Raw genomic sequence first — 26,529 nt, 5'->3', positions numbered from 1 at the left:
CATGAAACGCATCCTGATCGGTCTGTTGGCCGCACTGCTCACATTGCCGGCGCTGGCCGAGCGCAAACACAGCGTCGGCGAATACGACGTCCACTACAGCGCCTTCAATTCGGGCTTCCTGCAGCCGGACATTGCCGCCGCCGCCGGACTCACGCGCAGCAAGACCCAGGGCGTAGTCAACGTCTCGGTGATCAAGGACGGCAAACCGGTCGCGGCGCAGGTCAGCGGCGTAGTGAAGAACCTGCTCGGGCAGGATCGCCCGCTGGGCTTCAAGCAGCTCAAGGAAGGTGACGAGGCGATCTATTACCTCGCGCAGTTCCCCTTCGACTCGCAGGAAACCCTGCGTTTCGCCCTCACCGTTCAGCCGACCGGCGCCGAGCCGTTCAGCTTCGAGTTCAACCAGGAATTCTTCCCCGACCGATGATGCCTTTTTCCGAACTGGTACTGGCCAGCCACAACGCCGGCAAACTCAAGGAGCTCCAGGCCATGCTCGGTGACGCGGTTCGCGTGCGCTCGGTGGCCGAGTTCAGCACCGTCGAGCCGGAGGAAACCGGTCTTTCCTTCGTCGAGAACGCCATTCTCAAGGCGCGCAACGCCGCGCGGATATCCGGTCTACCGGCGCTCGCCGACGACTCCGGCCTGGCCGTCGACGCCCTCGGCGGCGCACCGGGCATCTACTCGGCGCGCTACGCCGATGGCCAGGGCGATGCCGCCAACAACGCCAAGCTGCTGGACGTCCTGCGTGAGGTTCCGGATGCCGAACGCGGCGCGCAGTTCGTCTGTGCCCTGGCGCTGGTGCGCCACGCCGACGATCCACTGCCGATCATCTGCGAAGGCCTCTGGCACGGCCGCATCCTGCATGCAGCACGCGGCGAGCATGGCTTCGGCTACGACCCGCTGTTCTGGGTGCCGGAATGCGACTGTTCCAGCGCCGAGCTACCTGCAGCGCAGAAGAACCAGCTCAGCCACCGTGCACGCGCCATGGCCCTGCTCAAGCAGCGGCTGGGGATATGAAAGCGGCAGACTCAGCCCCGCTAAGCGCCAGCGAAGGCAACCACGGCGCGCCGACAACGGCAGGCTTCGAATTGCCCCCGCTGGCGGCGTACGTACATATTCCCTGGTGCGTGCGCAAATGCCCGTACTGCGACTTCAATTCCCACGCGGCCGGCCCCGAACTGCCCGAAGACGCCTATGTCGCCGCGCTGCTGGCCGATCTTCGCGCGGATCTTGAGCACGTCGGGGACCGCCGCCTGACTTCGATCTTCTTCGGCGGCGGTACGCCAAGCCTGTTTTCTGCCAAGGCACTGGCGGCGATCGTCGACGGGCTGGAACGGCTGGTCGCCTTTTCCGAGGACATCGAGATCACCCTGGAAGCCAATCCGGGGACGTTCGAACAGGCCAAGTTCCGCGACTACCGCCAGCTCGGCATCAACCGGCTGTCCATTGGCGTGCAGAGCTTCCAGGCCGACAAGCTCAAGGCGCTCGGGCGCATTCACGACGGCGACGAAGCGATTCGCGCCGCCGACATGGCTCGCGCCGCCGGCTTCGACAATTTCAACCTCGACCTCATGCACGGCCTGCCGGACCAGAGCCTGGAGGATGCGTTGAGCGACCTGCGCATCGCCATCGCGCAGCAACCGACGCACCTGTCTTGGTACCAGCTGACCTTGGAGCCAAACACGGTGTTCTGGAGCCAGCCGCCGCAGCTGCCCGAAGACGATATCCTCTGGGACATCCAGGAAGCCGGCCAGACGCTGCTCGCGGAGCACGGCTATCGCCAGTACGAGACCTCGGCCTACGCCCAGCCCGGGCGGCAGGCGCGGCACAACCTGAACTACTGGACCTTCGGCGATTTCCTCGGCATCGGTGCCGGCGCCCATGCCAAACTCAGCCACGCGGACGGACGCATTCTGCGCAGCTGGAAGACCCGCCTGCCGAAGGACTACCTCGATCCGGCCAAGGCCTTCCGCGCAGGCGAAAAGCTGCTGGCAGCGGATGAATTGCCCTTCGAATTCCTGATGAATGTGCTGCGCCTCACCGACGGCGTACCGGCCATGCTGTTCACTCAGCGCACCGGACTGCCGCTGGATGTGCTCGCCAAGCCACGGCGCGACGCCGAAGCGCGCGGCCTGCTCTCGGCTGACCCAGCGCGCCTGGCGGCGACGCCGAAGGGCCAGCTGTTTCTCAACGACCTGCTACAGAGCTTCCTGCCTTAAGGACACCGCATGGATTTGCTACTCGACCTGATCGTCACGCTGTCGCGCTGGAGCCGCAGCCACCTGTCCGATATCTCCCTGGCGCTGATGGCCACGCTCTTCGTACTGTTCGGCCCGGCAATCAATACCTGGGTAAAAGGCGCCGTCAGCAGCCTGAACTTCTTTTTCCGCACGCTGATCTTCGTACTGGTCTGCGCGGTGGGCTATGGCCTGGCGATCGTCTTCCTCACCCCGTGGATGACCCAGGGGCTGGCCCACCTGAACAACTACAGCCTGGCACCGGTGCTGCTGCTGATCTTCTTCCTCATCGGCGTGATCGCCGACCGTAACTAGTGGCTTGGTTGGTAAGGGCAGTTGGTCGATTTCGGCGCCCATGGCCCCCGATACTGTGTTGCTGCGCCTTGTCTCGGAGCCATGTCCATCCGAACTTGCCTTGACCAACTGACCGCACAAGCCAGTAACGCCGCTCAGCCTTCGCGAAGGAAGCGATCGAGATCGACGGCCTCGCCCGGCCGATAGCACAGCTGCCGGCGCAGATCCTCGAACAGCGGGTCGTAGATGCCGTGCAGGCCGAAGAGGATATCGGCGTCCACCGGCACACCGTGGCGACGCAGGCACTGACGGACGCGTTGCAGGAAGTTGCAGGCAACATCGCGGTGCATTCGAAACTGCTCGTCCACCAGAGTTGCTCCGGCCTCGAAGCGCAGGTGAAAACACGCCCACTGCGGCGCCTCCGGCGTGCCCTCGACACGGTAGTCGAGCTGCAGGTGATAACCCGGCTTCCCGGAAGCGGAAAGGCTGTGGTACTCCAGTTGTCCCGGTCTGAACACGCGGCTCCCTCCTTTGCGAATGGCGCGGCTGCTTGCCCGGCTGTCGGGCCGCCTTTTCAGCGCTACGCAGGCGATCATCCCACTGCCGTGCCAGCCCACTCTTGAGCGAAGTCACTACCCGTGCTCGGCCCCACCGAACAGGAACAACCTTGTAGCCTCACACCGCCGCAGCGGCGCGCGACGGCAGTTCTGGTGGTACGAAAAAGGGCGCCAGCGGCGCCCTTTCGTGCATCTTCTGTTTCTTTTCTGTCCTTCGTCAGTTGCCGCGACGCAGCGCCTGCGGCGAGAAATCACGCGGGCCGAGCTTGACGTTGAAGTCGTACATCGGCTCGTTGTTGTCCAGCCCATCGACGAAGTAGTTGCCGTCCTTGAGGTGGTAGAGCGTTTCCAGCGTGCTGTTGAACATCGGCACGTCGTAATAGCTGATCGGATGGCTTTCCTGCAGGCCGATCAGCTCGCCCTTCTCGTCGTACAGGTCGACGGCAAGGATCGCCCAGCTGTCCTCGTCGATATAGAACCGACGCTTGTCGTAGAGGTGACTGAAGCCCTTGCGCAAGGTCGCCTCGACCACCCACACGCGATGCAGCTCATAGCGCAGCAGTTCCGGGTTCAGGGTGCGTGCCTGGACGATGCTGTCGTAGGGGAGGCCCTTCTGATGCACGGCATAGCTGTTGTAGGGCATCAGCATTTCACGCTTGCCGAGCAGCTCCCACTCGTAGCGATCCGGCGCGCCGTTGAACGAGTCGACCACATCGGCCGTGGCCAAGCCGCTGGTGTCGGGCTGCAAGGAGTCATAGGCCAGCGACGGCAGACGGCGCACGCGGCGATCGTCCGGGCTGTAGCGCCACGCCTTGCGAGTGGTCAGCACCTGGTCGAGCGGGTCCTGCACCACCAGTGCCGTACCGGACAGCTTGGCCGGCGCGGTGACACGGTACTTGTAGTACAGCACTGTGTTGTCCAGGTCCGCGTGAGTCATGCCTTCGCGGTTGTAAACGTAATAGATGTGCCGATCGCGCTTGATGTAGTTGGCCCGGCCACCGATCACCACTGCCTGGTTATTGATCATGTGGCTCTGGTCACCCTTGTAATGCAGGATGTGATTCCAGATCACTTCGATGCCGCTCTGCGGGATCGGGAAGGGAATGCCGGCTGCCGCGCCCTGGATACCGTTGCCGTTGGCGATGAGCTCGGCGCTGACGGCGTTGTAGCGAGTGGCATCATAGATCCGCTGCGGCACCGAGGCGCTGCGGCGGGTCGGAAATACGCGCAGGTGGTAGTCGGGATAACGCTCCAGCAGCGCCTTCATACCGCCGGAAAGCTGGCCGCTGTACTCGTTGATATTGGTGTGATCGACGCGATAGAGCACTGTATCGGCCGCATACGGGTCGGGATGGTGCATCCCGGGCTGGTAGCCGGCGGGTGCTGCAACGCCCCCGGCCCAGGGCGGGATCGTCCCCGCGGGATTGCCGCCGCGCTCCGCTCCCAGCGGAGTCAGGTCCTGCCCCAGTCGCGCGGCCTGCGTGCTGTCTACCTTCGCCTGTGCCGGTAACGCGGTACAGGCTGCCAACAGCAGAATTCCGATCTTTCCGTACATCGTCTACTCCCCCAATTGCGCACGATGCTGGGCACCGCGTGGCGAGCCCGGCTATCGGCGTTGCATTGTTATATGGTGTGGGCAGGCATGCCGTCCTGGCAGCACTCTTCCCTGGCCGCTGCTGCGGCTCTCGATCTGGGTGTGGCAAGCGACCTGGCTGCCTGGCGCCGCTGATAGGGCAGCCGGGACTAGGTCGCGGGCGTTTCTCTTTTACTGACCGCGCTCAGTCGATGCGCTGGAATTTCAGGTCCCAGACGCCATGACCGAGCCGTTCACCACGGCGCTCGAACTTGGTGATCGGTCGCTCCGCAGGCCGTGGCACGCAACGTCCATCCTCGGCCAGATTGCGGAAGCCCGGGGCGACGTTCATTACATCGAGCATGTATTCGGCATAGGGCTCCCAGTCGGTAGCCATATGCAGTACGCCGCCGATCTTCAGCTTGCTGCGCACCAGCTCGGCGAAAGCCGGCTGCACGATACGTCGCTTGTGATGACGGCTCTTGTGCCAGGGGTCCGGAAAGAACAGCAATACGCGGTCCAGGCTGGCATCGGCCACGCAATCGCGCAGTACCTCCAAGGCGTCGCAACTGTAGACCCTGACGTTGTTCAATTTCTGTGACACAAGTCCGCTCAGCAACGCGCCGACACCAGGTTTATGCACTTCCACGCCAATGAAGTCCTGATCCGGCGCCGCGGCGGCCATTTCCAGGGTGGAATGGCCCATGCCGAAGCCGATCTCGAAGGTGCGCGGCGCGCTACGGCCGAACACCTCGTCGAAATCGCGCAGACCGTTCTCGATCTCCAGGCCGAACTTCGGCCAGCCTTGCTCCAGGCCACGCTGCTGGCCTTCGGTCATGCGCCCGGCACGCATCACGAAACTCTTGATGGTACGGCGGTGCTCGGTTTGCTGCGCTTCGGCCGCGGGGTTCTGCTCTGTCATGGTCTACCTGCGAGAAATAAAAAAGCCGGCCCCTGACACAAGGTCGGGGCCGGCCACGAATCGGTTCAGCGAATCAGCCCGTCCAGCGGCGACGAGGCGCTGGCGTAGAGCTTCTTCGGCATGCGGCCGGCGAGATAGGCCAGGCGGCCGGCCTCGATGGCGTACTTCATGGCCTCGGCCATCAGCACGGGATTCTGCGCATGGGCGATGGCGCTGTTCATCAGCACCGCTTCGCAGCCCAGCTCCATGGCGATAGTGGCGTCCGAAGCGGTTCCGACACCGGCATCCACCAGCACGGGCACGGTGGCTTCCTCGAGGATGATGCGCAGGTTGTAGGGATTGCAGATGCCCAGACCAGTGCCGATCAGGCCGGCCAGCGGCATCACCGCGATGCAGCCCATCTCGGCCAGCTGGCGAGCGATGATCGGGTCGTCGCTGGTATAGACCATGACGTCGAAGCCGTCCCGGATCAGTACTTCGGCGGCCTTGAGGGTCTCGATCACATTGGGAAACAGCGTCTTCTGATCGGCCAGCACTTCCAGCTTGACCAGCTTGTGGCCGTCGAGGAGTTCACGGGCCAGGCGGCAGGTACGCACCGCGTCCTCGGCGGTGAAACAGCCGGCGGTGTTCGGCAGGATGGTGTAGCGCTCGGGGCTGATCACGTCGAGCAGATTCGGCTCGCCCGGATTCTGGCCAATATTGGTGCGGCGCACCGCGACGGTGACGATCTCGGCACCCGAGGCCTCAATGGCAGCACGCGTTTCCTCAAGGTCCTTGTACTTGCCGGTGCCGACCAGCAGGCGCGATTGATAGGTGCGACCGGCCAGAGTGAAGGGCTTGTCGTGCGGAACTGGGCGCATGGGAATTCCTCGTTCGGACGTGTTGCAGCGGACTGGGCGCCGCAGGGCGGCGCAATTCGGATGAGCGCGACCGGCTAGCCGCCACCGATGGCGTGCACCACCTCGACGTGATCGCCTTCGCTGAGTTCGGTGGTCGCGTGCGCGCTGCGCGGCACGATGTCCCGGTTGAGCTCGACGGCCAGACGGCGCCCGGTCAGGTCCAGACGCACCAGCAGGTCGGCCACCGACTCGCCGGCTGGCAGCTCATAGGGTTCGCCATTCAACTGGATCTGCATGCTGTTCGCCGCCATTGCGAAAAGGGGACGGCATTCTAGCCCGAATCACCCACGCCACCAACGCGAAGCCCGCGGCCGTTCGTCCCGCTCAGCTGCGTATGCGCCAGCCGGCCAGCGCCAGGCAGAGCCAACCCACGAGAAAGGACGTCCCCCCGAGCGGCGTGATCATGCCCAGTTTGCCGATTCCACTGAGGGTGAGCAGATAGAGACTGCCGGAGAACAACAGGATACCGACGACGAACAGGCCGCCTGCTAAAGCTAGCAGGCGGCTGGGCCGATGCAGCGAAAGAAGCGCGACGCCGAGCAGCGCCAGCGCATGAAGCATCTGGTACTGCACGCCTGTCTGAAACACCGCGAGATAGGCAGCGCTCAACTGGCTCTTGAGGGCATGGGAAGCGAAGGCGCCGAGCGCAACGCCGGTCAATCCGAACAGCGCGGCAAGGACGATATAAGCACGAATCATTGCCATTTCCGGTCGATGGCCTTAGCGGCCGCTATAATGCCCGCTCTTTTCGCCCACGACCAAGTGCCATGTTGCGAAACCTGCTGCTGCGCCTCTCCAAACTGCTGCTCTGGCTGATCGGCCTCTCGGCGCTGCTGGTACTGCTGTTTCGCTGGGTGCCACCTCCGTTCACCGCTTTGATGATCGAGCGCAAGATCGAGTCATGGCGCACAGGCGAAACTATCGACCTGACCCGCGACTGGCGGCCTTGGAAAGTGCTGCCGGACGATCTGAAGATGGCGGTGATCGCCGCCGAGGATCAGAAGTTCGCCGACCACTGGGGCTTCGATGTCGCAGCAATCCGTGCGGCGCTCAGCCACAATGAGCGCGGTGGCTCATTGCGCGGTGCCAGCACGCTGAGTCAGCAGGTGGCGAAGAATCTGTTTCTCTGGTCCGGCCGCAGCTGGCCGCGCAAAGGACTGGAGGTCTGGTTCACTGCGCTGATCGAGCTGTTATGGCCCAAGCAGCGCATCCTTGAGGTTTATCTCAATAGCGTCGAGTGGGGCGATGGCGTCTTCGGTGCGCAGGCGGCGGCCCAGCATCACTTCGGCACCGGTGCACCGTACCTGTCGACCCGCCAGGCCAGCCTCCTCGCCGCAGTGCTGCCCAACCCGCGACAGTGGAGCGCTGGCAAACCGGGCAGCCACGTGAACAATCGCGCCGCCTGGATTCGGCAACAGATGCGCCAGCTGGGTGGCAGCCACTACCTGCAGCGGATCAAACCGGACCACCCGGACTGGTGGCCGGGCTGGCTCTGAACCAGCATGCAGAACAACCGGCGCAGCAGGATGCAGCACCTCCGGTGCGAGATGACGTGCCTCCCGCTCAGCCAGTGCGATGGGGTTTGACTATGCAGTATCTGGATCGGACCCGAGAGCAACCATGAACACCTACCTCGTCCGGCTAAGTCTGGGCTATTTCTGCCTGGCCATGCTGTGGATTCTCCTCGGCGACATGCTGGTCGGCTACCTCGCTGCAGGCGATAGCCAAACCTGGCAAACGGGCAAGGGAGCGCTGTTCGTGGGGCTTACTACCGTGCTGATATTCCTGCTCGGCCGCCAGCACTTTCGCCGCTTCGACGAACAGCAGCGCGCACATCACCTGCAGGAGACCAGCCTGAAGCAGGCCGCCGCAGTCTTCGACAGCACTCAGGAAGGCGTGCTGGTCACTGATCCAAGCCAACACATCGTGCACGTCAATCCGGCGTTCAGCCGCATCACCGGATACAGCACCGAGGAAGTCCTTGGACAGACCCCTAGACTCTTCGCGTCTGGCAAGCACGACGCAGCCTTCTACAACCAGATGTGGCTGGCGCTGAAAGAGCATGGCGAGTGGAGCGGCGAGATCTGGAACCGACGCAAGAATGGCGAGGTGTACCCGCAATGGCAGAACCTGCGCTGCATCCATGACAACCAGGGCCAGCTCAGCCATTACGTGGCGGTGTTCTCCGATCTCTCGGCGCTCAAGCGCTCGCGCGAAGAGCTCGACCAGCTCGCTCATTACGACCCGTTGCTCAAGCTGCCGAATCGGCTGCTGTTCACCGAACGCGCCAAGCAGGATCTCGAGCGCGCCAGGGCCAACAGACGCAGCGGTGCATTACTTCTGATCGACCTCGATCACTTCAAGGACATCAATGAAAGCCTTGGCCACAGCCTGGGCGACGCGCTGTTGCAGGCTGTCAGCACGCGACTGGGCGAGTACCTGGAAGAAGGCATGACGCTTGGCCGACTCGGCGGTGACGAGTTCGCCCTGCTCTGTGAAGGCTATGGCGCGGAGAAGGCCACCTCGCTGGCGTTGCGCATTCTCGACCGACTGAACGAACCCTTCCATATCGCTGGCCAGGAGCTGTTCAGCAGCGCCAGCATTGGCATCGTGCTGTACCCCTATCCGACCGACGTGCAGAACGTCGAACAGCTGATGCGCAACGCCGACTCGGCGCTGTTCAAGGCCAAGAACAGCGGCCGCTCAACCTATGCGTTCTATTCCGAGGAACTGACCAGCCAGGCCCGCCAGCGCGTCGAACTGGTCACCGCATTGCGCCAGGCCCTCGAGCAAGGACAGCTGCGCCTGCACTTTCAGCCGATCTACGACCTGCGCGAGGGTACGATCACCGGTTTCGAGGCACTGGTACGCTGGCTACACCCGGAGAAAGGCCTGATAGCACCGGGCATCTTCATTCCCGTCGCCGAGGAAACCGGGCTGATCAGCGCGATCGATCACTGGGTGCTGGAGCAGGCCTGCAATCAGGCTCGAGAGTGGCTTGGCCAGGGTCGCCCACTTGGCTTCATCGCGGTGAACATCTCCAGCCGCCTGTTCGGCAACGGTGAGCTCGACCTGCAGGTCGCCACCATTCTGGCCCGCTGCGGGCTAGAGGCGCACCATCTGGAACTGGAGATAACCGAAAGCGCGGTGATGCAGGACCCGGACGCCGCCCTGGAGCTACTGCAGCGCCTGCGCGCACTCGGCGTTCAGCTGGCGATCGACGATTTCGGCACCGGTTACTCGTCGCTCCAGCGACTCAAGCGCATGAACGTGCACAAACTGAAGATCGACCAGGGCTTCGTCCGCGGCCTGCCCGACGACCGCGAGGACGCCGCTATCACCCGCTCGGTCATCGGTCTGGCACACAATCTGGGCCTCAAAGTCGTGGCGGAAGGCATCGAGACTGCAGACCAGGCGGCGTTTCTGCTGGCGCAGAATTGCGACTATGGCCAAGGCTACGGCTTTGCACGACCGCAGCCTGCCAGCGACATCGATTGGCGCGCGGCCGAACTCCGCTACGGGCAGAGTTGCCGCTCGTCCGGAGCCTGATCAGGCGCATATATCAATAGGCCATTACGGCAGGTAAGCTGACAGAACGGTCAACCTCGCCATCATGGAAGGCCGGGCAACCAGCTTTGCGGCATACTGGCTCGACTGCCGCAGACTGGCACCGATTCCAGGCCTCCGGCGTCCAATCGGTCAACCACCGCGTACCGCAGCGAAGACGATGAGCGATCCAGCGATAAACCACAATCAGCCTCACGGCCTGCGACAGCTGTTCAGCTGGCGAAACGGCGTTGCCTGGGGAATGCTGGCGTTCACCCTGCTGGTCCAACTGGTGGTCTGGCAGAGTCTGCGCACCAACGAGGATCGCGCTGCTCGGCAGCAGTTCCAGATGCTCGGCGAGAAGGTCACTGAAGCGATCCGCAAGCGGCTGCGGGACCATGAACAGATCCTGCTCGGCGGCGCCGGTCTGTTCGATGCCGTGGAGAACGTCAGCCGCGAGCAGTGGCGCACGTACGTCGAGCGCTTGCTGCTACCAGACCGTTATCCTGGCATCCAGGGCGTCGGTTTCAGCCAGGCAATTCCGCAGGCCGAACGCGATGCGCATGTCGCACACATGCGTGCGCAGGGTTACCCGGATTACGACATTCATCCGCCAGGTCAGCGGGAGCTCTACACTTCGATCGTCTATCTTGAGCCGTTCCTCAGGCGCAATCTGGCCGCCTTCGGCTACGACATGTATTCCGAGCCGACTCGCCGTCGCGCCATGCAACGTGCCGCCCAGCTCGGCGAAACGAGCATTACCGGCAAGGTGACGCTGCTGCAGGAAACCCATGGCAAGGTGCAGGCCGGTGTGCTGCTCTATGTGCCGGTGTATCGACCGAGCGCGCCGCTGACGACGCCGGAGCAGCGCATGCAGGCGCTGCGCGGCTTCGTCTATAGCCCTTATCGCGTCGAAGATCTGATGCGCGGCATTCTGCGTGCGGCCGATCTGCCGCTGGCGCTGCATATCTACGCCAGTCCCGGTGAAGAGCCGGAACACCTGCTGTACGCATCGAGCGAAGCCCCCGAGCCCGGCAGTGCCCGCTTCAGCCAGTTGCAGCAGCTGGAGCTGTACGGCCAGACCTGGACGCTGCGCATGGATAGCCGGCCCGAGTTCGACGAGCGTTTTCATTCCAACGAGGCACTGGTGTTCGGCCTGGGGCTCGGTCTGAGCCTGCTGGTTTTTTTCCTGACCTCGTCATTGGCGCTGCGCCATAGCCGTGCCCAGGCGCTGGCGAACGAGATGACCCGGCACATACGTCAGAGCAAACACGATCTGCGCTTGAGCGAGGAGCGTCTGTCGCTTGCCCTGAAAGGCAGCAACGATGGGCTGTGGGATCTCGATCTGGAAGCCGGCAGCATGTTCGCCTCGCCCCGCGCCTGGGAAATGCTCGGTTATCGTCCCAACGAGCTGACCTGCGACCTCAAACTGTGGGAGCGGCTGACGGTTGCCGAAGACCTAGCGCAGCAGAAGGCGCGCCTGGCCCAAACCATGCTGTCCAATGTCGACCACTTCACCACCGAATTACGGTTGCAACACAAGCATGGTCATGTCGTCCCGGTACTGCTGCGCGGCCATATCCAGCGTGACCCACAAGGCATGGCCCAGCGCATCAGCGGTACGCTGATGGACCTCACCGAACGCAAGCGCGTCGAGCAGATGAAGAACGACTTCGTTTCCACCGTCAGCCACGAGCTGCGCACGCCACTGACCTCCATCAGCGGTGCGCTCGGACTGATCGTCGGCGGCGCGCTCGGTGCAGCGCCTCCAGCCATGCAGCAGATGCTTGAGATCGCCTACCGCAATAGCCTGCGCCTGGGTCATCTGATCAACGACCTGCTGGACATGGAAAAGATTGCCGCCGGCAAGATGTCGTTCGAACTGCGCGAACATTCGCTTGGCGACCTGCTCGAGGAATCGCTGGCGAGCAACCAGGCCCTCTGCGAGCAGCATGGCGTGCGCTGTACGCTCGAGCATCCGACCGATGTGCTGGTCTGGGTGGACGGCCTGCGCCTGCAGCAGGTGCTTGGCAACTTCCTCTCAAACGCCGTCAAGTTCACCCCCGAGGGCGGAGAGATTCGCCTGCACAGCTCCCTGCGTGGGACCAAGGTTCGTATCAGCGTCACCGACCAGGGCCCCGGCATTCCCGAGGCGTTCCGCTCCCGCGTGTTCGAGAAGTTCGCCCAGGCCGATGCCTCCGACAGCCGGCAGAAGTCCGGTACCGGACTCGGACTTGCGATCACCAAGGAGCTGATCGAACGCATGGGCGGTACGGTCGGCTTCGACTGCGTACCCGGCCAGGGCACCACCTTCTGGTGCGAGCTGCCGATCCAGATACCGCCAGCCGAATCGGACTGCCGCGACGGCCAGCCGCGAATCCTGGTCGTCGAAGACGAGCCTGACACCGGCCGTCTGCTGCATATGATGCTGCGCGAGGGCGGCTACGGCGTGGAGCGCGTGCAAAGCCTGCATCAGGCCCGTGAAAAGCTCGCTGCCAGCCATTACGAGGCCATGACACTGGACCTGCACCTGCCCGACGGCAGCGGCATGCAGCTTATCGACGAATTGCGCGATCAACCGGCGATGCAGGATCTGCCCATCGTCGTCATCTCCGCCGCGCACCAGTTCGAGCAGGCACAGTTCCCCGCAGGGATCGTCTGGCTGCACAAGCCGATCACCAACGCCCAGCTGCTGGTCGCGGTTGAACAGGCGCGAGACAACATCCGCCAGGCCAGAAGCAAGCCTCGATAGCCGGGCGGTATCCCGAGCGAACGGCAGGCAAAAAAAATCGCGGGAGCCAATGGCATCCCGCGATTCTTTTTCAGCTGACGAGCATCAGGCCTGAATCGAGCCCTTCAACTTGTTCATCGCATTCTTCTCCAGCTGACGAATGCGCTCGGCCGATACGTTGTACTTGGCAGCCAGGTCGTGCAGGGTCGCCTTGTCTTCGTTCAGCCAGCGTTGCTGGAGAATGTCCCGGCTGCGCTCGTCGAGCCCCTCGAGCGCCGTATGCAGGCTGGAAGTGGAACTGTCGCTCCAGTCGGCATCTTCAAGCTGGCGGGCCGGATCGTAGCGATGATCTTCCAGATAGTGCGCAGGCGACTGGTAGGCGCTGTCGTCGTCGGCATCGGCGGCCGGGTCGAAGGCCATGTCATGGCCGGTGAGGCGGCTTTCCATTTCGCGCACTTCGTGCGGCTCGACGCCCAGGCTATTGGCCACGGCGGTGACTTCATCGTTGTTCAGCCAGGCCAGACGCTTCTTCTGGCTGCGCAGGTTGAAGAACAGTTTGCGCTGCGCCTTAGTCGTCGCGACCTTGACGATGCGCCAGTTACGCAGGATGAACTCGTGAATTTCGGCGCGAATCCAATGTACGGCGAAGGACACCAGCCGCACACCCATTTCCGGATTGAAACGCTTGACCGCCTTCATCAGGCCGACGTTGCCTTCCTGGATCAGGTCGGCCTGGGCCAGACCATAGCCGGAATAGCTGCGCGCGATGTGAACGACGAAACGCAGGTGCGCCAGCACCATCTGCCGAGCCGCTTCGAGATCCTGATGATAGAAGAGGCGCCCGGCCAGCTCGCGCTCCTGCTCGACGGTGAGCAGCGGGAGGCTGTTCACGGTCTGCACGTAGGCCTCGAGATTCGCTCCCGGGACTAGCGCTTGAACAGGTTGCAGAGTAGTTGTCATGCAGTACCTCCAATGACGAAGCTGCAGCAGTTTAGCATTGCCACATGAGACTGCAAGCCTGTGGAAAAGTTCCCTGACACAACTGTCAAGTGATTGTTTTCAAATGAAATTTTATCGAGGAGCAAGCTCGCTCAGATGCCTTGCGACAGCCAGCCAGGCACCGATGTAGCCGAGCAGCACCGCACCGATCACCAGCGATAACGCATCGCCGGCCGGAACGCCTCCCAGGCCGAAATCGCTGCCGTAGAGGCCCGCCAGATTCACCACGGCCTCGTTCAGCCAGCCCAGTCCATAGACCAGCAGCAGCCAGGCGATCAGGCCGGCGCCCAGACCGTAGAGGGCACCCATGTAGAGGAACGGACGGCGGACGTAACCATCGGTGCCGCCCACCAGCTTGACCACCTCGATCTCGGTGCGGCGGTTCTCGATGTGCAGGCGGATGGTGTTGCCAATCACCAGCAGCAACGTCGCCACCAGCAACAATGTCAGGCCGAAGACGAAGCGGTCGCCAAGCTTGAGAATAGCGGTCAGCCGCTCGACCCAGAGCAGATCCAGCTGAGCCAACTGCACGCCGGGCAGTTCGGCCAGCCGCTGACGCAGCGCTTCGAGCTTGTCCTTGTCCACCACTTCGGGTGTCACGATGACCACGCCGGGCAGCGGATTCTCCGGCAACTCCTTGAGCGCTTCGCCAAGCCCGGACAGCTGCTGGAACTCGTCCAGCGCCTGCTCGCGGCTGACCCAGTCCGCCGCTGCCACGTCGGGCATGGCGGCAACCTCGTCACGCAGGCGCTCGCCAGCGTCGCCATCCACCTCAAGCTGCATGAACAGCGATATCTGCGCGGCACGCTGCCACGAGCCACCCAGCCGTTCGACGTTGTCCAGCAGCAGCGCCAGGCCCATGGGCAGACTCAACGCCACGGCCATCACCAGGCAGGTGAAGAAGCTGCCGATCGGCTGCTTGATCAGACGCCCGACGCTGTCGACCAAACTGGCGCGATGACTTTCCAGCCAGGCGTGGAACAGCGTCTTGAAGTCCGGCTCGTCGCCGCGCGGCTGCTCCGGCTTCTTCACCGAACCGCCGACGCGCTCGGCCGTGCTCGGGTTGGTCTTGGGATCGCGTTCGCTGCTCATCGGCTGGCCTCCCCGTCGCCGATCAGGCGACCACGTTGCAGGGTCAGCATGCGATGACGCATCCGCGCGATCAGCGCCAGATCGTGGCTGGCGATCAGCACGGTGGTACCCAGGCGATTGATGTCTTCGAACACGCCCATGATCTCCGCAGCGAGTCGCGGGTCGAGGTTGCCGGTCGGTTCATCGGCGAGCAGCAGGGCCGGCCGGTGCACCACGGCGCGAGCGATGCCGACACGCTGCTGCTGACCGGTGGACAGGTCCGCCGGATACTGCAGCGCCTTGTCCTTGAGGCTGACGCGCTCCAGCGCGGTCATCACCCGCTGGCCAATCTCGCGCTTGTTGAGCCCGAGAATCTGCAACGGCAGGGCGACGTTGTCGAACACCGTGCGATCGAACAGCAACTGGTGATTCTGGAACACCACGCCGATCTGCCGGCGCAGGAAAGGAATCTGCGCATTGGTGATGCGCGACAGGTCCTGCCCGGCCAGCAGCAGCTTGCCGCTGGTGGGACGCTCCATTGCCAGCAACAGGCGCAGCAGCGTGCTCTTGCCGGCGCCGGAATGGCCAGTGACGAAGAGGAATTCGCCACGCCGCACCTGAAAGGAAAGCTCGTGCAACCCGATGTGGCCGTTGGGGTAGCGTTTGCCGACCTGTTCGAAACGAATCATGCGCCGTCCCGCTGGGCGAAAAGCGCCTTGACGAACGCATCGGCCTCGAACGTGCGCAGGTCGTCGATCCCTTCGCCGACGCCGATGTAGCGGATCGGCGTGCCGAACTGCTTGGCCAGGGCGAAGATCACACCGCCCTTGGCGGTGCCGTCGAGTTTGGTCAGCACCAGACCGGTCAGCTCGACCGCCTGATTGAACTGTTTGGTCTGGTTGATGGCGTTCTGGCCGGTGCCGGCGTCGAGCACGAGCAGGACCTCGTGGGGAGCCGACTCGTCGAGCTTGCCCATCACCCGGCGGACCTTCTTCAGCTCCTCCATCAGGTTGTCCTTGGTGTGCAGCCGACCAGCGGTGTCAGCGATCAGCACATCGATGCCCCGCGCCTTGGCCGCCTGCACCGCATCGAAGATCACCGAGGCGGAGTCGGCACCGGTGTGCTGTGCGATCACCGGAATGCTGTTGCGCTCGCCCCACACCTGCAATTGCTCCACCGCCGCGGCGCGGAAGGTGTCGCCAGCGGCGAGCATGACCTTCTTGCCTTCGAGCTGCAGCTTCTTCGCCAGCTTGCCGATGGTGGTGGTCTTGCCGACACCATTCACCCCGACCACGAGGATCACATACGGGCGCTTGCCACTGTCGACCACGAGCGGCTGCTCGACCGGCTTGAGCAACCCAGAGAGTTCTTCCTGCAGCGCGGTATAGAGCGCGCCACTGTCGGCCAGCTCCTTGCGCGACACGCGGCGCGTGAGGTTCTGCATGATCGCCGTCGTCGCCTCGACACCGACGTCGGCGGTAAGCAGGCGGGTTTCCAGTTCGTCGAGCAGGTCATCGTCGATGGCCTTCTTGCCGAGGAACAGGCTGGCCATGCCTTCACCGATGCTCGAGCTGGTCTTGGACAGGCCTTGCTTGAGGCGGGCGAAGAAGCCGAGCTTCGCCGGTGCTTCGGCGGGCGCTGCCGCGGCGACCGGCACCGGCGCTATTTCTGGCTCTGGCTCTGGCTCTGGCTCTGGCTCTGGCTCTGGCTCTGGGAGTATTTCGGCTTCGACGGGCGGTTCGGGCAATAGCCCGGAGGTGGTGATTGCCGGTTGCTCGCTCTCTGCCTCAGGCTGCTCGGCGTGCGGCAGGCTGTCTTCCTGCGGTTCGGCGGCAGGCGGCTCGGCGGCAGGCGGCTCGGCCACCGGCTGCTGCGGTTTCTTGCGCAGCCAGCCGAACAGGCCTTTCTTTTCGCCGGGCTCGGCCGGTGTCTTCTTGTCGTCGTTGGAACCAAACATGGAGAAGGTATTCTCAAGGATGCGATACGCCGGCAGCCACGCTGCCGGCCAAACGGGCTCTATCCTAGCACCTCGCAAAGCGGGTGCGCTAAGCACGGGTTCCGGCATCAGGGCCGGTTCGGCTGCGGATATCCCGGCTTTGCCTGATTCGCACGCGCCAGTACCATGGCTGCCGTGTTGCCGCCCTGCCAGTCTGCCGTGGCGGACACCAACTGGACGAGTCCCGACTATGCCTCTGATGTTACGCCGCGCCGCCGCCCTGCTGCTCGGAGCGCTTTATCTGCCCCTGCTGGCAGCAGCAGACAACCAGCCCACCCACGAGTTCTTCCTCGACAACGGCCTGAAAGTGATCGTGCGTGAGGATCATCGTGCGCCGGTGGTGGTATCCCAGCTCTGGTACAAGGTTGGCTCCAGCTACGAGACGGCTGGCCAGACCGGCCTCTCCCACGCCCTTGAGCACATGATGTTCAAGGGCAGCCGCAAGCTCGATGCCGGCGAAGCCTCGCGCATCCTGCGTGAGCTGGGCGCCGAGGAAAACGCCTTCACCAGCGACGACTACACCGCCTATTACCAGGTCCTGGCACGTGACCGCCTGGCCGTTGCGTTCGAGCTCGAAGCCGATCGCCTGGCCAGCCTCAAGCTGCCGCCAGACGAGTTCGCCCGCGAGATCGAAGTGATCAAGGAAGAGCGCCGCCTGCGCACCGATGACAAGCCGAGCTCGCTGGCCTACGAGCACTTCAAGACCATCGCCTACCCCGCCAGCGGCTATCGCAACCCGACCATCGGCTGGATGGCCGACCTCAACCGCATGCAGGCCGACGAGCTGCGCGCCTGGTACGAGCAGTGGTACGCGCCGAACAACGCTACCCTGGTGGTGGTCGGCGACGTGACCGCCGATGAGGTCCGCGGACTGGCCGAGCGCTTCTTCGGCGACATCGAGAAACGCGAAGTGCCAGCAGCCAAGCGGCCACTGGAACTGGCCGAGCCGGGCGAGCGGCGCCTCAAGCTGCACGTGAAGACCCAGCTGCCGACGCTGCTCATGGCCTTCAACGCACCGAGCCTGGCGACCGAGGAGAACGCCCGCCAAGTGCACGCGCTGCGGTTGATTTCCGCCCTGCTCGACGGCGGCTACAGCGCGCGCCTGCCGGAGCGGCTGGAGCGCGGTGAAGAACTGGTGACCAGCGCTTCGGCCTGGTACGACGCCTATGCCCGCGGCGACAGCCTGTTCGTCCTCAGCGCCGCGCCGAACATGCAGAAGGGCCGCACGCTGGAAGAAGTCGAAGCCGGCCTGTGGCAGGAACTCGATGCGCTCAAGCAGACACCGCCCTCGGCGGACGAACTCGAGCGCGTGCGTGCGCAGGTCATCGCCGGCCTGGTCTACGAGCGCGATTCCATCACCCAGCAGGCCACCACCATCGGCAAGCTGGAAACCGTCGGCCTGTCCTGGCGCCTGATGGACGAGGAGCTGAGCGCACTGGAAGCGGTCACGCCCGAGGACATCCAGCAGGCCGCCAGCACCTATTTCACCCGCTCCCGCCTGAGCGTCGCCCATGTTCTGCCCGAGGAAGCCCGTGATGAGTGATTGCAAAGCGCTGCGCAACGGCCTGTTCGGCCTGCTGCTGGCAGCCGGTTTCGGCCTGGCGGGCTGCGATGAAGGCTCCACCGCCCTGCCACAACCCGGCGAGCCGGCGAAGCAGGATGTCGCCCGCGAGGCGACCCAGCCTGCCGTGCCGACCGCAACGCCGGAAAAATCACGTCTGGAGTCGCTCGCCGAGCTAGGCGATCAACCCCTGGCCCGGCGCAAGCTGGACATCCAGAGCTGGCAGACCGCCGAAGGCGCCAAGGTACTGTTCGTCGAAGCCCGCGAGCTGCCGATGTTCGACCTGCGCCTGACCTTCTCCGCCGGCAGCAGCCAGGACGGCGACGTACCCGGCCTGGCACTGCTGACCAACGCCATGCTCAACGAGGGTGTCGAGGGCAAGAACGTCGGCGCCATCGCCCGCGGCTTCGAAGGCCTAGGTGCGGACTTCGGCAACGGTTCCTACCGCGACATGGCAGTGGTCAGTCTGCGCAGCCTCAGTGCGCCGGACAAGCGCGAGCCGGCCCTGGCGCTGTTCAATCAGGTCCTCGGCCAACCGAGCTTCCCCGAGGACTCGCTGCAACGGATCAAGAATCAGCTGCTGGCCGGCTTCGAATTCCAGAAGCAGAACCCCGGCAAGCTCGCCAGCCTCGAGCTGTTCGAGCAGCTCTATGGCGATCACCCCTACGCCCACCCCAGCGAAGGTACCCCCGAGTCGGTGCCGGCGATCAGCGTCGCGCAGCTGCGCGACTTCCACGCCCGCGCCTATGCGGCAGGCAACGCGGTGATCGCGCTGGTCGGCGACCTCTCCCGCGAGGAAGCCGAAGCGCTCGCCGCCGGTGTCTCGGCCGCCCTGCCGGAAGGCCCGGCGCTGCCAACGACGCCGACACCCGAGGCTCCGGTTGCCGGCAAGCACCATATCGACTTCCCATCCAACCAGAGCCACCTGATGCTGGCCCAGCTCGGTATCCCTCGCGGCCATCCGGACTATGCGGCGCTGTATCTGGGCAACCAGATACTCGGCGGCGGCGGCTTCGGCACGCGACTGATGGAAGAGGTGCGCGAAAAGCGCGGCCTGACCTACGGCATCTACTCCGGCTTCAGCCCGATGCGAGCCGAAGGGCCGTTCATGATCAGCATGCAGACCCGCGCCGAACTCACCGATGGCGCGCTGGAACTGGTGCAGCAGCTGGTCCGCGACTATCTCGCCGAAGGGCCGACCGAGGCCGAGCTGGAACGCAGCAAGCGCGAGATCGCCGGCAGTTTCCCGCTGTCTACCGCAAGCAATGCCGACATCGTCGGTCAGCTGGGCAGCATCGGCTTCTACGACCTGCCGCTGACCTACCTGGAGGATTTCATGGGCGAGGTGCAGGCGCTGACAGTCGAACAGGTCAAGACAGCGATGAACAAGCATCTGCAGCAAGACGCCTTCGTCATCGTCACTGCCGGCCCCAGCGTCGAGCAGCAACCGCTGCCGCCGCCCACCGATAAACCAGTCGAACAGCCCAGCGGCGTTCCGGAGCACTGATGGCCAATCCACCCATTCGCCCCAACGCCCACGGCGGCCAGGGCCAGTTGCGCATCATCGGCGGCGAGTGGCGCTCGCGCCGCTTCAGCTTCCCCGATGCCGAAGGCCTGCGGCCGACGCCGGACCGGGTGCGCGAAACCCTGTTCAACTGGCTGGCACCCTACCTATCCGGCGCGCGGGTGCTCGATCCGTTCACCGGCAGCGGCGCGATCTATCTGGAAGCCCTGTCGCGCGGCGCCAGCATGGCCCTGGCGCTGGACGTGAACGCCAACGCCATCGCCAGCCTGCGCAAGCATCTGGACACGCTGAACTGCGGCCACGGCCAGCTACTGCAGAGCGATGCCCTGCGCTATCTGGAAACCCAGACGCCGACCGCCTTCGACCTGGTATTCCTCGACCCGCCGTTCAACAAGAATCTGTTGCAACCGGCCTGCGAGCTGCTGGAGACAAAGGGTTGGCTGGCCGCGCACGCCTGGGTCTACACCGAAAGCGAGGCACTGCCGTCCAGCCTCGGCCTGCCGGGGAACTGGCGACTGCATCGGGAGAAGCAGGCTGGCAAGGTGCACTACGCGCTGTGGGAGCGCAGCGCACCCGCCGCTTGAAGTCGGCGACTTCAGTAGAAGTCGACGGTCTGACCGTTGCGATCGAAGGCCAGAAAGCGGCCGACGTTGCCGGTCTCGATGGCGCTGACCATCATCTTCAGTGGCTGCTCGGCCTCGTCGGCGTTCGGCGTGATACCGGCCTGGCCGGGCAGCGCCGCGGCGAACAGCAGGTCCCAGGCCACGCCGGTGCGCTCGGATTCTTCACGCAGCGCGGCGAAGTCGCTCAGTTCCTCGGGCAGCTTGTCGACGCAGAGCACCGGTTTCAGCGAGCCGCCGGCATTTTCCTCGAAGCGCTGGCGCTCGGCCTCGGTGGCATCGTCCGGCAGTTCGGCACTGACGAAAACGAACAGCAGGCGCTGGGGTTCGCGCTCCTCGCGCGCAGCGGCCAGCAGTTGATCGAAGGGGGTTGGCATCATGGGCAGGGTTCCGGATAAGACTATCGCGTCACTCTCCACCCCTTGGGCGGCGCTGACCATATCCCCAAAGACATAAGTCGCCAGGCGGCCAGCATCATTCAACGCCTGCATCGTGCTTTTCTTCCCGCCGCCGAGGCTCTAACGTCGGAGCAAACGAGGAACCCGAGCAACCGTGTCCGAATCCTTCCAACCCGCCTGGTGGCTTCCCGGGCCGCATCTGCAGACCCTGTGGAACGCATTCTTTCGCAAGGCGCCGCGCCTCGAACGCCGGCGTGAGCGACTGTGGCTGGCCGATGGCGATTTCATCGACCTGGACTGGCACGGCCCGCATGAAGCAACAGCGCCGCTGGTTCTGGTGCTACACGGGCTCACCGGCTCGTCGAATTCGCTTTACGTGCTCGGTCTGCAGCAACAACTGAGCGCGCAGGGCTGGGCGAGCGTCGCGATCAACTGGCGCGGCTGCTCGGGCGAACCGAACCTGCTGCCGCGCGCCTATCATTCCGGCGCCAGCGATGATCTCGCCGAAGTGATCGGGCATCTACAGGCCTGCCGGCCCATGGCGCCGCTGCATGCGGTCGGCTACTCGCTGGGTGGCAACGTACTGCTCAAGTACATGGGCGAAATGGCAGCCAGTTGTCCGCTGCGCAAGGCCGTGGCGGTGTCCGTGCCGTTCCGCCTGGACCAATGTGCCGATCGCATCGGCCTCGGCTTCTCACGCGTCTACCAGGCGCATTTCATGAAGGCGATGGTCGCCTACGTGAGGGACAAACAGCAGCGCTTCCAGCGCGAGGGGCTGCTGAATCACCTCGGTGCCTTGCAGAGCCTCGGCCCGCTGCACGGCATGCGCACCTTCTGGGATTTCGACGGTCGCTTCACCGCGCCGCTGCACGGCTACAGCGACGCCCAGGACTATTACCGCCGTGCCTCCAGCCGCTACTACCTGCCGACGATCACGACGCCAACCCTGCTGATCCAGGCCGAGGATGATCCCTTCGTGTTCCGCCACAGCGTGCCGGAACCGGCCGAGCTATCCGTCACCACCGCCCTCGAGCTGCACGCCAACGGTGGCCACGTTGGCTTTGTCGAAGGCACGCCGCGTAGGCCTCGCTACTACCTGGAGCGGCGCATTCCGCAGTGGCTGGCACAAACGCCGTGAGCCCTCGCCTGCTCTAGACGCCTCGCGAGTCCGGCAGGGGATCCAGTTCGACGAAGTACTGCTGCTGCAGCGCCGCCACAGCTTCGCGGGCACCCGGAGCAACGAAGCCACTTTCCAGTGCCAGCACCTGATAGATGCCCCGACGCAGCTGTAGTTGATCCAGGCTTCCGGCTCCCGCGCCAACCGTGCCGAGGAAACGCACCCAGGAGGTAAGGACGATCCAGGCATTCAGCGCCAAGGCCTCGGCCTGGAGCGGATCCATCAGCAGAATGCCGGCATCGACGAACCCCTGATAGATCGCCCGGGCATGCCGCAGGCAACGGCCGGCGAACGCCTGGTAGCGCTGGGCGAGCTGCGGATTGGCATCCAGCAGGCCTTCCAGATCACGATGCAGAAATCGGTAATCCCACATCGCGCCCAGCAGCGCTTCGAGGTAAAGCGCCTTGTCCTGGACCTGCATTTCCCGCTCCGGCGGCAGGCGCAGAAACTGGTCGACACGCGATTCGTACTGCCCGAACAGCTCTGCGACGATCGCCTGCTTGTTGGGGAAGTGGTAGTACAGATTGCCCGGCGAGATGCCGAGATGGGCGGCGATGTGGTTGGTCGTGACGTTCCGCTCGCCCTGGGCGTTGAACAGCCCCAGGCTGGCTTCGATGATGCGGTCACGGGTCTTGGTGCGGGATGCCATGAGGCGGCGAGTTCTCGGCGGCGAAGCGAAGGAAGCAACGGTACACGCCAGCAGGCGGGTAAGCACGTCTCGTTGACAGTTTAGAGTAATTACTCTAGAAATCCTCCAGCACATCGCATCAGGAGCCCGCATGTCAGCCGAAATCCCGCAAGCGCTGGTCGCCATGGAGGCCCTGTTCGCCCGCCAGCGTTTGGCCTTCACCGCCGCACCGATGCCCTCGGAAGAGGATCGTCTGCGTTGGCTCGACGCCCTGCGCGATGTGCTGGCCGGCCATCAACCGGCGCTGATCGAGGCAATCGCTGCGGATTTCGGTCATCGTTCGGCCGACGAAACCCTGCTGGCGGAAATCATGCCCAGCCTGCACGGCATCCGTTACGCCAGCCGTCACCTGCGGCGCTGGATGAAACCCTCACGCCGGCATGTCGGCCTCGCCTTCCAGCCAGCCAGCGCACGGGTGGTCTACCAGCCGCTGGGCGTGGTCGGCATCATCGTGCCGTGGAACTACCCGCTCTATCTGGCCATCGGGCCGCTGATCGGCGCGCTCGCCGCCGGCAATCGCGTGATGCTGAAAATGAGCGAATCGACGCCTGCCACCGGGCAGCTGCTCAAGGAGCTGCTGGCGCAGATCTTCCCTGAAGATCAGGTAGCGGTGGTGCTCGGCGATGTAGAGGTCGGGCAGGCCTTCGCCCGGCTGCCGTTCGATCATCTGCTGTTCACCGGTTCGACGCACATCGGCCGCGAGGTGATGCGCGCGGCAGCGGAAAACCTGACACCAGTGACGCTGGAGCTCGGTGGCAAGTCGCCAGCGATCGTCTCGGCCAGCGTCCCGTTGGCCGATGCCGCCGAGCGCATCGCCTTCGGCAAGTGCATGAACGCCGGACAGACCTGCGTCGCGCCGGACTATGTGCTGGTGCCGCGCGAGCGTGTCGAGGGCTTCGTCGGTGCCTACCGTGAGGCGGTACAGCGTCTGTATCCGAGCCTCGCGGACAATCCCGACTACACCGCGATCATCAATGTGCGTCAGCTGACGCGACTGCAGGACTACCTCGACGACGCGCGGACCAAGGGCGCACATGTCGTGCCGCTGTTTGCCGAAGCGCAGCAGCGGCGTATGCCGCACTGCCTGCTGCTGAACACGACCGACGACATGCGCGTGATGCAGGAGGAAATCTTCGGCCCGCTGTTGCCGATCGTGCCCTACGCCGATCTGGACGAAGCGCTGGCCTACATCAACGCGCGCCCACGACCGTTGGCGCTGTACTACTTCGGCTACGACCGCGGCGAGCAGCAGCGCGTGCTGCAAACCACCCACTCCGGTGGCGTGTGCCTGAACGACAGCCTGTTGCACGTCGCCCAGGACGACCTCCCCTTCGGCGGCATCGGTCCCTCCGGCATGGGGCACTATCACGGCCACGAGGGCTTCCTCACCTTCAGCAAGGCCAAGGGTGTATTCATCAAGCAGCGCTTCAATGCCGCCCGGCTGATCTACCCGCCCTACGGTAAGTGGTGGCAGAAGCTGATCTATACGCTGTTTATCCGCTGATACGTGGCTGAGTCGATGCACGAGCCTTCCCTCAATCGCCGCGGCCTGCTCAAGGTCGGACTGCTCGGCGGCGCCCTCCTGGCCGGTGGCGGGCTGCTCAGCCGGAGCCTCAGCGTCGCGGCAGACGGTCCGGCGAGCGGCTTCTTCGTGCTGCGTGACAGCGATCTGCCGATGCTGCGCCGAGTAACGCCGTTGCTGCTGGAAGGCTCGGCGGCACCCAGCGACATGCCGCAGGCCGTGCAGACCACCCTCGTCAGCCTGGACCGAGGCCTGCACCACCTGTCGCCCGCATTGTTGAGCCAAGTACGCCAGCTGTTCGACGTACTCAGCCTGCCACTGACCCGCGGGCCGTTGACCGGCATCTGGAGCGGCTGGGCTGCAGCCTCCGATGATCAATTACGAGCGTTCCTGCAGCGCTGGCAGAACAGTTCGCTCGCCCTGCTGCGCCAGGGCCACGCCTCGTTGCTGCAGATGATCCTCATGGCCTGGTACGCCAGCCCCGCCGCCTGGGCGCACTGCGGCTATCCCGGACCGCCGACGGTCTGACTGAAAGGAGGCATCCGTGCCGGTTCCCGATCTGTTTGCTGCGGGCCTCGCCCGCGGCTGGACCACATACGACGGCTCGCGACTGGAACGCGATCTGACCCTGGAAGCCGACATTGCCATCGTCGGCAGCGGCGCAGGTGGCGCCACCAGTGCGGAAGTGCTGAGCGCCGCGGGCTACAAGGTGCTGCTGATCGAAGAAGGCCCGCTGCGCACCAGCAGCGACTTCGACATGCAGGAAGCCCGCGCCTACCGCTCGCTCTATCAGGAAGCCATCGGCCGCACCAGCAAGGACGGCGCCATCACCATCCTGCAGGGCCGCGCGGTCGGCGGCACCACGCTGGTGAACTGGACCTCGAGCTTTCGCACACCGCCGCAAACATTGCAGCACTGGGCCCGCGAGCACGACGTCAGCGGGCTGTCGGTCGAGGCGCTGCAACCCTGGTTCGAACGCATCGAACAGCGCCTCGGCATCGCGCCCTGGGCCGTGCCGCCGAATGCCAACAACGCGGTGTTGCAGCGCGGCTGCGAAAGCCTCGGCCAGCACTGGGCGGTGATCCCGCGCAACGTGCGTGGCTGCTGGAACCTAGGCTATTGCGGCATGGGCTGCCCGACCAACGCCAAGCAGTCGATGCTGGTCACCAGCATTCCGGCGCTGCTGGATAAGGGCGGCGCACTGCTCTACCTCGCGCGCGCCGAACGCCTGTTGATGCAGGGCGAGCGGGTCGTTGGCCTGGACTGTCTGGGCATGGACGACCGCTGCGTTGAACCGAACGGGCGGCGCATCCGCGTCGTCGCCAGGCACTACATACTCGCCGGCGGCGGCATCAACACGCCGGCGCTGCTGCTGCGCTCGCAGGCGCCCGACCCGCATCAGCGCGTCGGCAAGCGCACCTTCCTGCATCTGACCAACTTCTCCGCGGCGCAATTCGACGAGCGCATCGACGCCTTCAGCGGCGCGCCACAATCGATCTATTCCGACCACTTCCAGTGGCGCGACGGAATTGCCGGGCCGGCGGGCTACAAGCTCGAAGTACCGCCCGTCCATCCCGCGCTCGCGGCCACCCTGCTCGGCGACTTCGGCCCGGAGAATGCGCAGCGCATGGCCGAGCTGCCGCATACCCACGCGATGATCGCCCTGCAGCGCGACGGCTTTCATCAGGACAGCGCCGAGGGCACGGTCGAGCTGCGCAGCGACGGCAGCCCGGTGCTCGACTACCGCATGACCGACTATGCCTGGAACGGTATCCGCCGCGCCTTTCTGAGCATGGCCGAGATCCAGTTCGCCGCCGGTGCGCGCGACGTGCTGCCCCTGCATGCCGACGCCCATTACGTGCGCACGCCCCGCGCCGCCCGGGAGCTGATCGAGGGTCTGGACCTCGCGCTGTACCGCACCCGTCTTGGCAGCGCCCACGTGATGGGCGGTTGCGCCATGGGTGATGACCCACGCCGGGCCGTCACCGACAGCCTCGGTCGGCACCATCAGCTGGCCAACCTGTCGATACACGACGGCTCACTGTTCCCCACCAGCATCGGCGCCAATCCCCAGCTGTCGATCTATGCGCTGTGCGCCAAACTCGCCACGGAACTGGGTGATCGCCTGCAGAAGTCCTGAGATTGACTGTCATTCACGACAGATCGCAGCATGGCATTCAGGCTTTACGCTGTCGACACCGAGCCGCTACCATCCA

26 protein-coding genes are annotated in these 26,529 nt (G+C 64.5%); 14 read left to right on the top strand and 12 right to left on the bottom strand.

Annotated elements, in window-relative coordinates; genetic code table 11:
* Position 1: 1 nt before the first annotated feature.
* Genes IEG05_RS04460 through IEG05_RS04445 form a run of 4 tightly spaced genes read left to right on the top strand, consistent with a single transcriptional unit; the run spans position 2 to position 2,549 of the window.
* Positions 2–424 carry a DUF4426 domain-containing protein gene (locus tag IEG05_RS04460; protein ID WP_023446082.1) on the top strand — a complete coding sequence of 141 codons (423 nt, stop codon included), beginning with the start codon at positions 2–4 and terminating at the stop codon, positions 422–424.
* A complete protein-coding gene (rdgB, locus tag IEG05_RS04455) occupies positions 421–1,014 on the top strand; it encodes an RdgB/HAM1 family non-canonical purine NTP pyrophosphatase (protein ID WP_023446083.1) in 594 nt (197 codons plus the stop codon). Before IEG05_RS04460 ends, rdgB begins: the two co-directional genes overlap by 4 nt.
* Positions 1,011–2,216 (top strand): radical SAM family heme chaperone HemW, encoded by a 1,206-nt coding sequence (hemW, locus tag IEG05_RS04450; protein WP_080950544.1) that lies wholly within the window; start codon positions 1,011–1,013, stop codon positions 2,214–2,216. Before rdgB ends, hemW begins: the two co-directional genes overlap by 4 nt.
* A 9-nt stretch (positions 2,217–2,225) precedes the next feature.
* Complete coding sequence (locus IEG05_RS04445) at positions 2,226–2,549, top strand: DUF3392 domain-containing protein (protein ID WP_003303164.1); 324 nt, start codon at positions 2,226–2,228, stop codon at positions 2,547–2,549.
* Between the two features lie 134 nt (positions 2,550–2,683).
* On the opposite strand, the gene IEG05_RS04440 is transcribed toward IEG05_RS04445, so the two are convergent.
* From IEG05_RS04440 to IEG05_RS04415, 6 genes are all read right to left on the bottom strand, one after another.
* Positions 2,684–3,046, bottom strand: a complete 363-nt coding sequence (locus tag IEG05_RS04440) for a DUF5064 family protein (protein WP_023446085.1) — start codon at positions 3,044–3,046, stop codon at positions 2,684–2,686.
* A 256-nt stretch (positions 3,047–3,302) separates the two neighbouring features.
* Positions 3,303–4,640, bottom strand: coding sequence for a DUF1329 domain-containing protein (locus IEG05_RS04435; RefSeq protein ID WP_044314787.1), 1,338 nt, complete (start codon positions 4,638–4,640; stop codon positions 3,303–3,305).
* A gap of 223 nt (positions 4,641–4,863) precedes the next feature.
* Positions 4,864–5,580: a tRNA (guanosine(46)-N7)-methyltransferase TrmB gene (trmB, locus tag IEG05_RS04430; RefSeq protein WP_191121694.1), complete on the bottom strand. Its 717-nt coding sequence runs from the start codon at positions 5,578–5,580 to the stop codon at positions 4,864–4,866.
* Between the two features lie 65 nt (positions 5,581–5,645).
* Positions 5,646–6,440, bottom strand: a complete 795-nt coding sequence (locus IEG05_RS04425; protein ID WP_014818734.1) for a thiazole synthase — start codon at positions 6,438–6,440, stop codon at positions 5,646–5,648.
* Between the two features lie 74 nt (positions 6,441–6,514).
* Positions 6,515–6,730, bottom strand: a complete 216-nt coding sequence (gene thiS, locus IEG05_RS04420; RefSeq protein WP_256364880.1) for a sulfur carrier protein ThiS — start codon at positions 6,728–6,730, stop codon at positions 6,515–6,517.
* Between the two features lie 73 nt (positions 6,731–6,803).
* Complete coding sequence (locus tag IEG05_RS04415) at positions 6,804–7,178, bottom strand: DUF423 domain-containing protein (RefSeq protein WP_046617510.1); 375 nt, start codon at positions 7,176–7,178, stop codon at positions 6,804–6,806.
* A gap of 68 nt (positions 7,179–7,246) precedes the next feature.
* On the opposite strand from IEG05_RS04415, the gene mtgA reads away from it, so the two are divergent.
* The 3 genes from mtgA to IEG05_RS04400 all read left to right on the top strand — a co-directional run bounded on the left by mtgA (position 7,247) and on the right by IEG05_RS04400 (position 12,777).
* Complete coding sequence (gene mtgA / locus IEG05_RS04410) at positions 7,247–7,975, top strand: monofunctional biosynthetic peptidoglycan transglycosylase (RefSeq protein ID WP_191121693.1); 729 nt, start codon at positions 7,247–7,249, stop codon at positions 7,973–7,975.
* Positions 7,976–8,099: 124 nt separating this feature from the next.
* Positions 8,100–10,028, top strand: a complete 1,929-nt coding sequence (gene dibA / locus IEG05_RS04405; protein ID WP_191121692.1) for a phosphodiesterase DibA — start codon at positions 8,100–8,102, stop codon at positions 10,026–10,028.
* Between the two features lie 178 nt (positions 10,029–10,206).
* Positions 10,207–12,777: a hybrid sensor histidine kinase/response regulator gene (locus IEG05_RS04400; protein WP_046617507.1), complete on the top strand. Its 2,571-nt coding sequence runs from the start codon at positions 10,207–10,209 to the stop codon at positions 12,775–12,777.
* Between the two features lie 84 nt (positions 12,778–12,861).
* Here the strand turns inward: IEG05_RS04400 and rpoH are convergent, their stop codons facing one another.
* The 4 genes from rpoH to ftsY form a co-directional block, all read right to left on the bottom strand.
* Complete coding sequence (gene rpoH, locus IEG05_RS04395; protein WP_031298050.1) at positions 12,862–13,716, bottom strand: RNA polymerase sigma factor RpoH; 855 nt, start codon at positions 13,714–13,716, stop codon at positions 12,862–12,864.
* A 111-nt stretch (positions 13,717–13,827) separates the two neighbouring features.
* Positions 13,828–14,847, bottom strand: coding sequence for a permease-like cell division protein FtsX (ftsX, locus tag IEG05_RS04390; RefSeq protein ID WP_046617505.1), 1,020 nt, complete (start codon positions 14,845–14,847; stop codon positions 13,828–13,830).
* On the bottom strand, positions 14,844–15,515 hold the full coding sequence (gene ftsE, locus IEG05_RS04385) for a cell division ATP-binding protein FtsE (protein WP_003297174.1): 672 nt from the start codon (positions 15,513–15,515) through the stop codon (positions 14,844–14,846). The genes ftsX and ftsE overlap by 4 nt, the downstream gene beginning before the upstream one ends.
* Positions 15,512–16,783 carry a signal recognition particle-docking protein FtsY gene (gene ftsY, locus IEG05_RS04380; protein ID WP_191121691.1) on the bottom strand — a complete coding sequence of 424 codons (1,272 nt, stop codon included), beginning with the start codon at positions 16,781–16,783 and terminating at the stop codon, positions 15,512–15,514. Before ftsY ends, ftsE begins: the two co-directional genes overlap by 4 nt.
* A gap of 229 nt (positions 16,784–17,012) precedes the next feature.
* On the opposite strand from ftsY, the gene IEG05_RS04375 reads away from it, so the two are divergent.
* From IEG05_RS04375 to rsmD, 3 genes are read left to right on the top strand one after another with little or no spacing between them, the layout of a single operon-like run.
* Positions 17,013–18,365 (top strand): M16 family metallopeptidase, encoded by a 1,353-nt coding sequence (locus IEG05_RS04375; protein ID WP_191121690.1) that lies wholly within the window; start codon positions 17,013–17,015, stop codon positions 18,363–18,365.
* On the top strand, positions 18,358–19,890 hold the full coding sequence (locus IEG05_RS04370) for a M16 family metallopeptidase (protein WP_046617497.1): 1,533 nt from the start codon (positions 18,358–18,360) through the stop codon (positions 19,888–19,890). The genes IEG05_RS04375 and IEG05_RS04370 overlap by 8 nt, the downstream gene beginning before the upstream one ends.
* The gene (gene rsmD / locus IEG05_RS04365) at positions 19,890–20,492 is read left to right on the top strand and encodes a 16S rRNA (guanine(966)-N(2))-methyltransferase RsmD (RefSeq protein WP_046617496.1); all 603 of its coding nucleotides are present in this window, start codon (positions 19,890–19,892) and stop codon (positions 20,490–20,492) included. Before IEG05_RS04370 ends, rsmD begins: the two co-directional genes overlap by 1 nt.
* Before the next feature lie 11 nt (positions 20,493–20,503).
* Here rsmD and IEG05_RS04360 read toward each other — a convergent pair whose 3' ends face one another.
* On the bottom strand, positions 20,504–20,908 hold the full coding sequence (locus IEG05_RS04360) for a hypothetical protein (RefSeq protein ID WP_046617495.1): 405 nt from the start codon (positions 20,906–20,908) through the stop codon (positions 20,504–20,506).
* A 172-nt stretch (positions 20,909–21,080) separates the two neighbouring features.
* Between IEG05_RS04360 and IEG05_RS04355 the strand changes: the two genes are divergently transcribed.
* Positions 21,081–22,064, top strand: a complete 984-nt coding sequence (locus IEG05_RS04355; protein WP_046617494.1) for a hydrolase — start codon at positions 21,081–21,083, stop codon at positions 22,062–22,064.
* Between the two features lie 13 nt (positions 22,065–22,077).
* Here IEG05_RS04355 and IEG05_RS04350 read toward each other — a convergent pair whose 3' ends face one another.
* On the bottom strand, positions 22,078–22,752 hold the full coding sequence (locus IEG05_RS04350) for a TetR/AcrR family transcriptional regulator (protein WP_044314796.1): 675 nt from the start codon (positions 22,750–22,752) through the stop codon (positions 22,078–22,080).
* 130 nt (positions 22,753–22,882) lie between these two features.
* Between IEG05_RS04350 and IEG05_RS04345 the strand changes: the two genes are divergently transcribed.
* From IEG05_RS04345 to IEG05_RS04335, 3 genes are read left to right on the top strand one after another with little or no spacing between them, the layout of a single operon-like run.
* Positions 22,883–24,295, top strand: coding sequence for a coniferyl aldehyde dehydrogenase (locus IEG05_RS04345; RefSeq protein ID WP_046617493.1), 1,413 nt, complete (start codon positions 22,883–22,885; stop codon positions 24,293–24,295).
* 15 nt (positions 24,296–24,310) lie between these two features.
* On the top strand, positions 24,311–24,841 hold the full coding sequence (locus tag IEG05_RS04340; protein WP_046617492.1) for a hypothetical protein: 531 nt from the start codon (positions 24,311–24,313) through the stop codon (positions 24,839–24,841).
* Positions 24,842–24,857: 16 nt separating this feature from the next.
* Positions 24,858–26,453 carry a GMC family oxidoreductase gene (locus tag IEG05_RS04335; RefSeq protein ID WP_046617491.1) on the top strand — a complete coding sequence of 532 codons (1,596 nt, stop codon included), beginning with the start codon at positions 24,858–24,860 and terminating at the stop codon, positions 26,451–26,453.
* Positions 26,454–26,529 lie beyond the last annotated feature (76 nt).

The organism is Stutzerimonas kunmingensis, from assembly GCF_014764705.1.
Lineage (GTDB): Bacteria > Pseudomonadota > Gammaproteobacteria > Pseudomonadales > Pseudomonadaceae > Stutzerimonas.
This window is presented reverse-complemented; position numbering and strand designations above follow the sequence as displayed.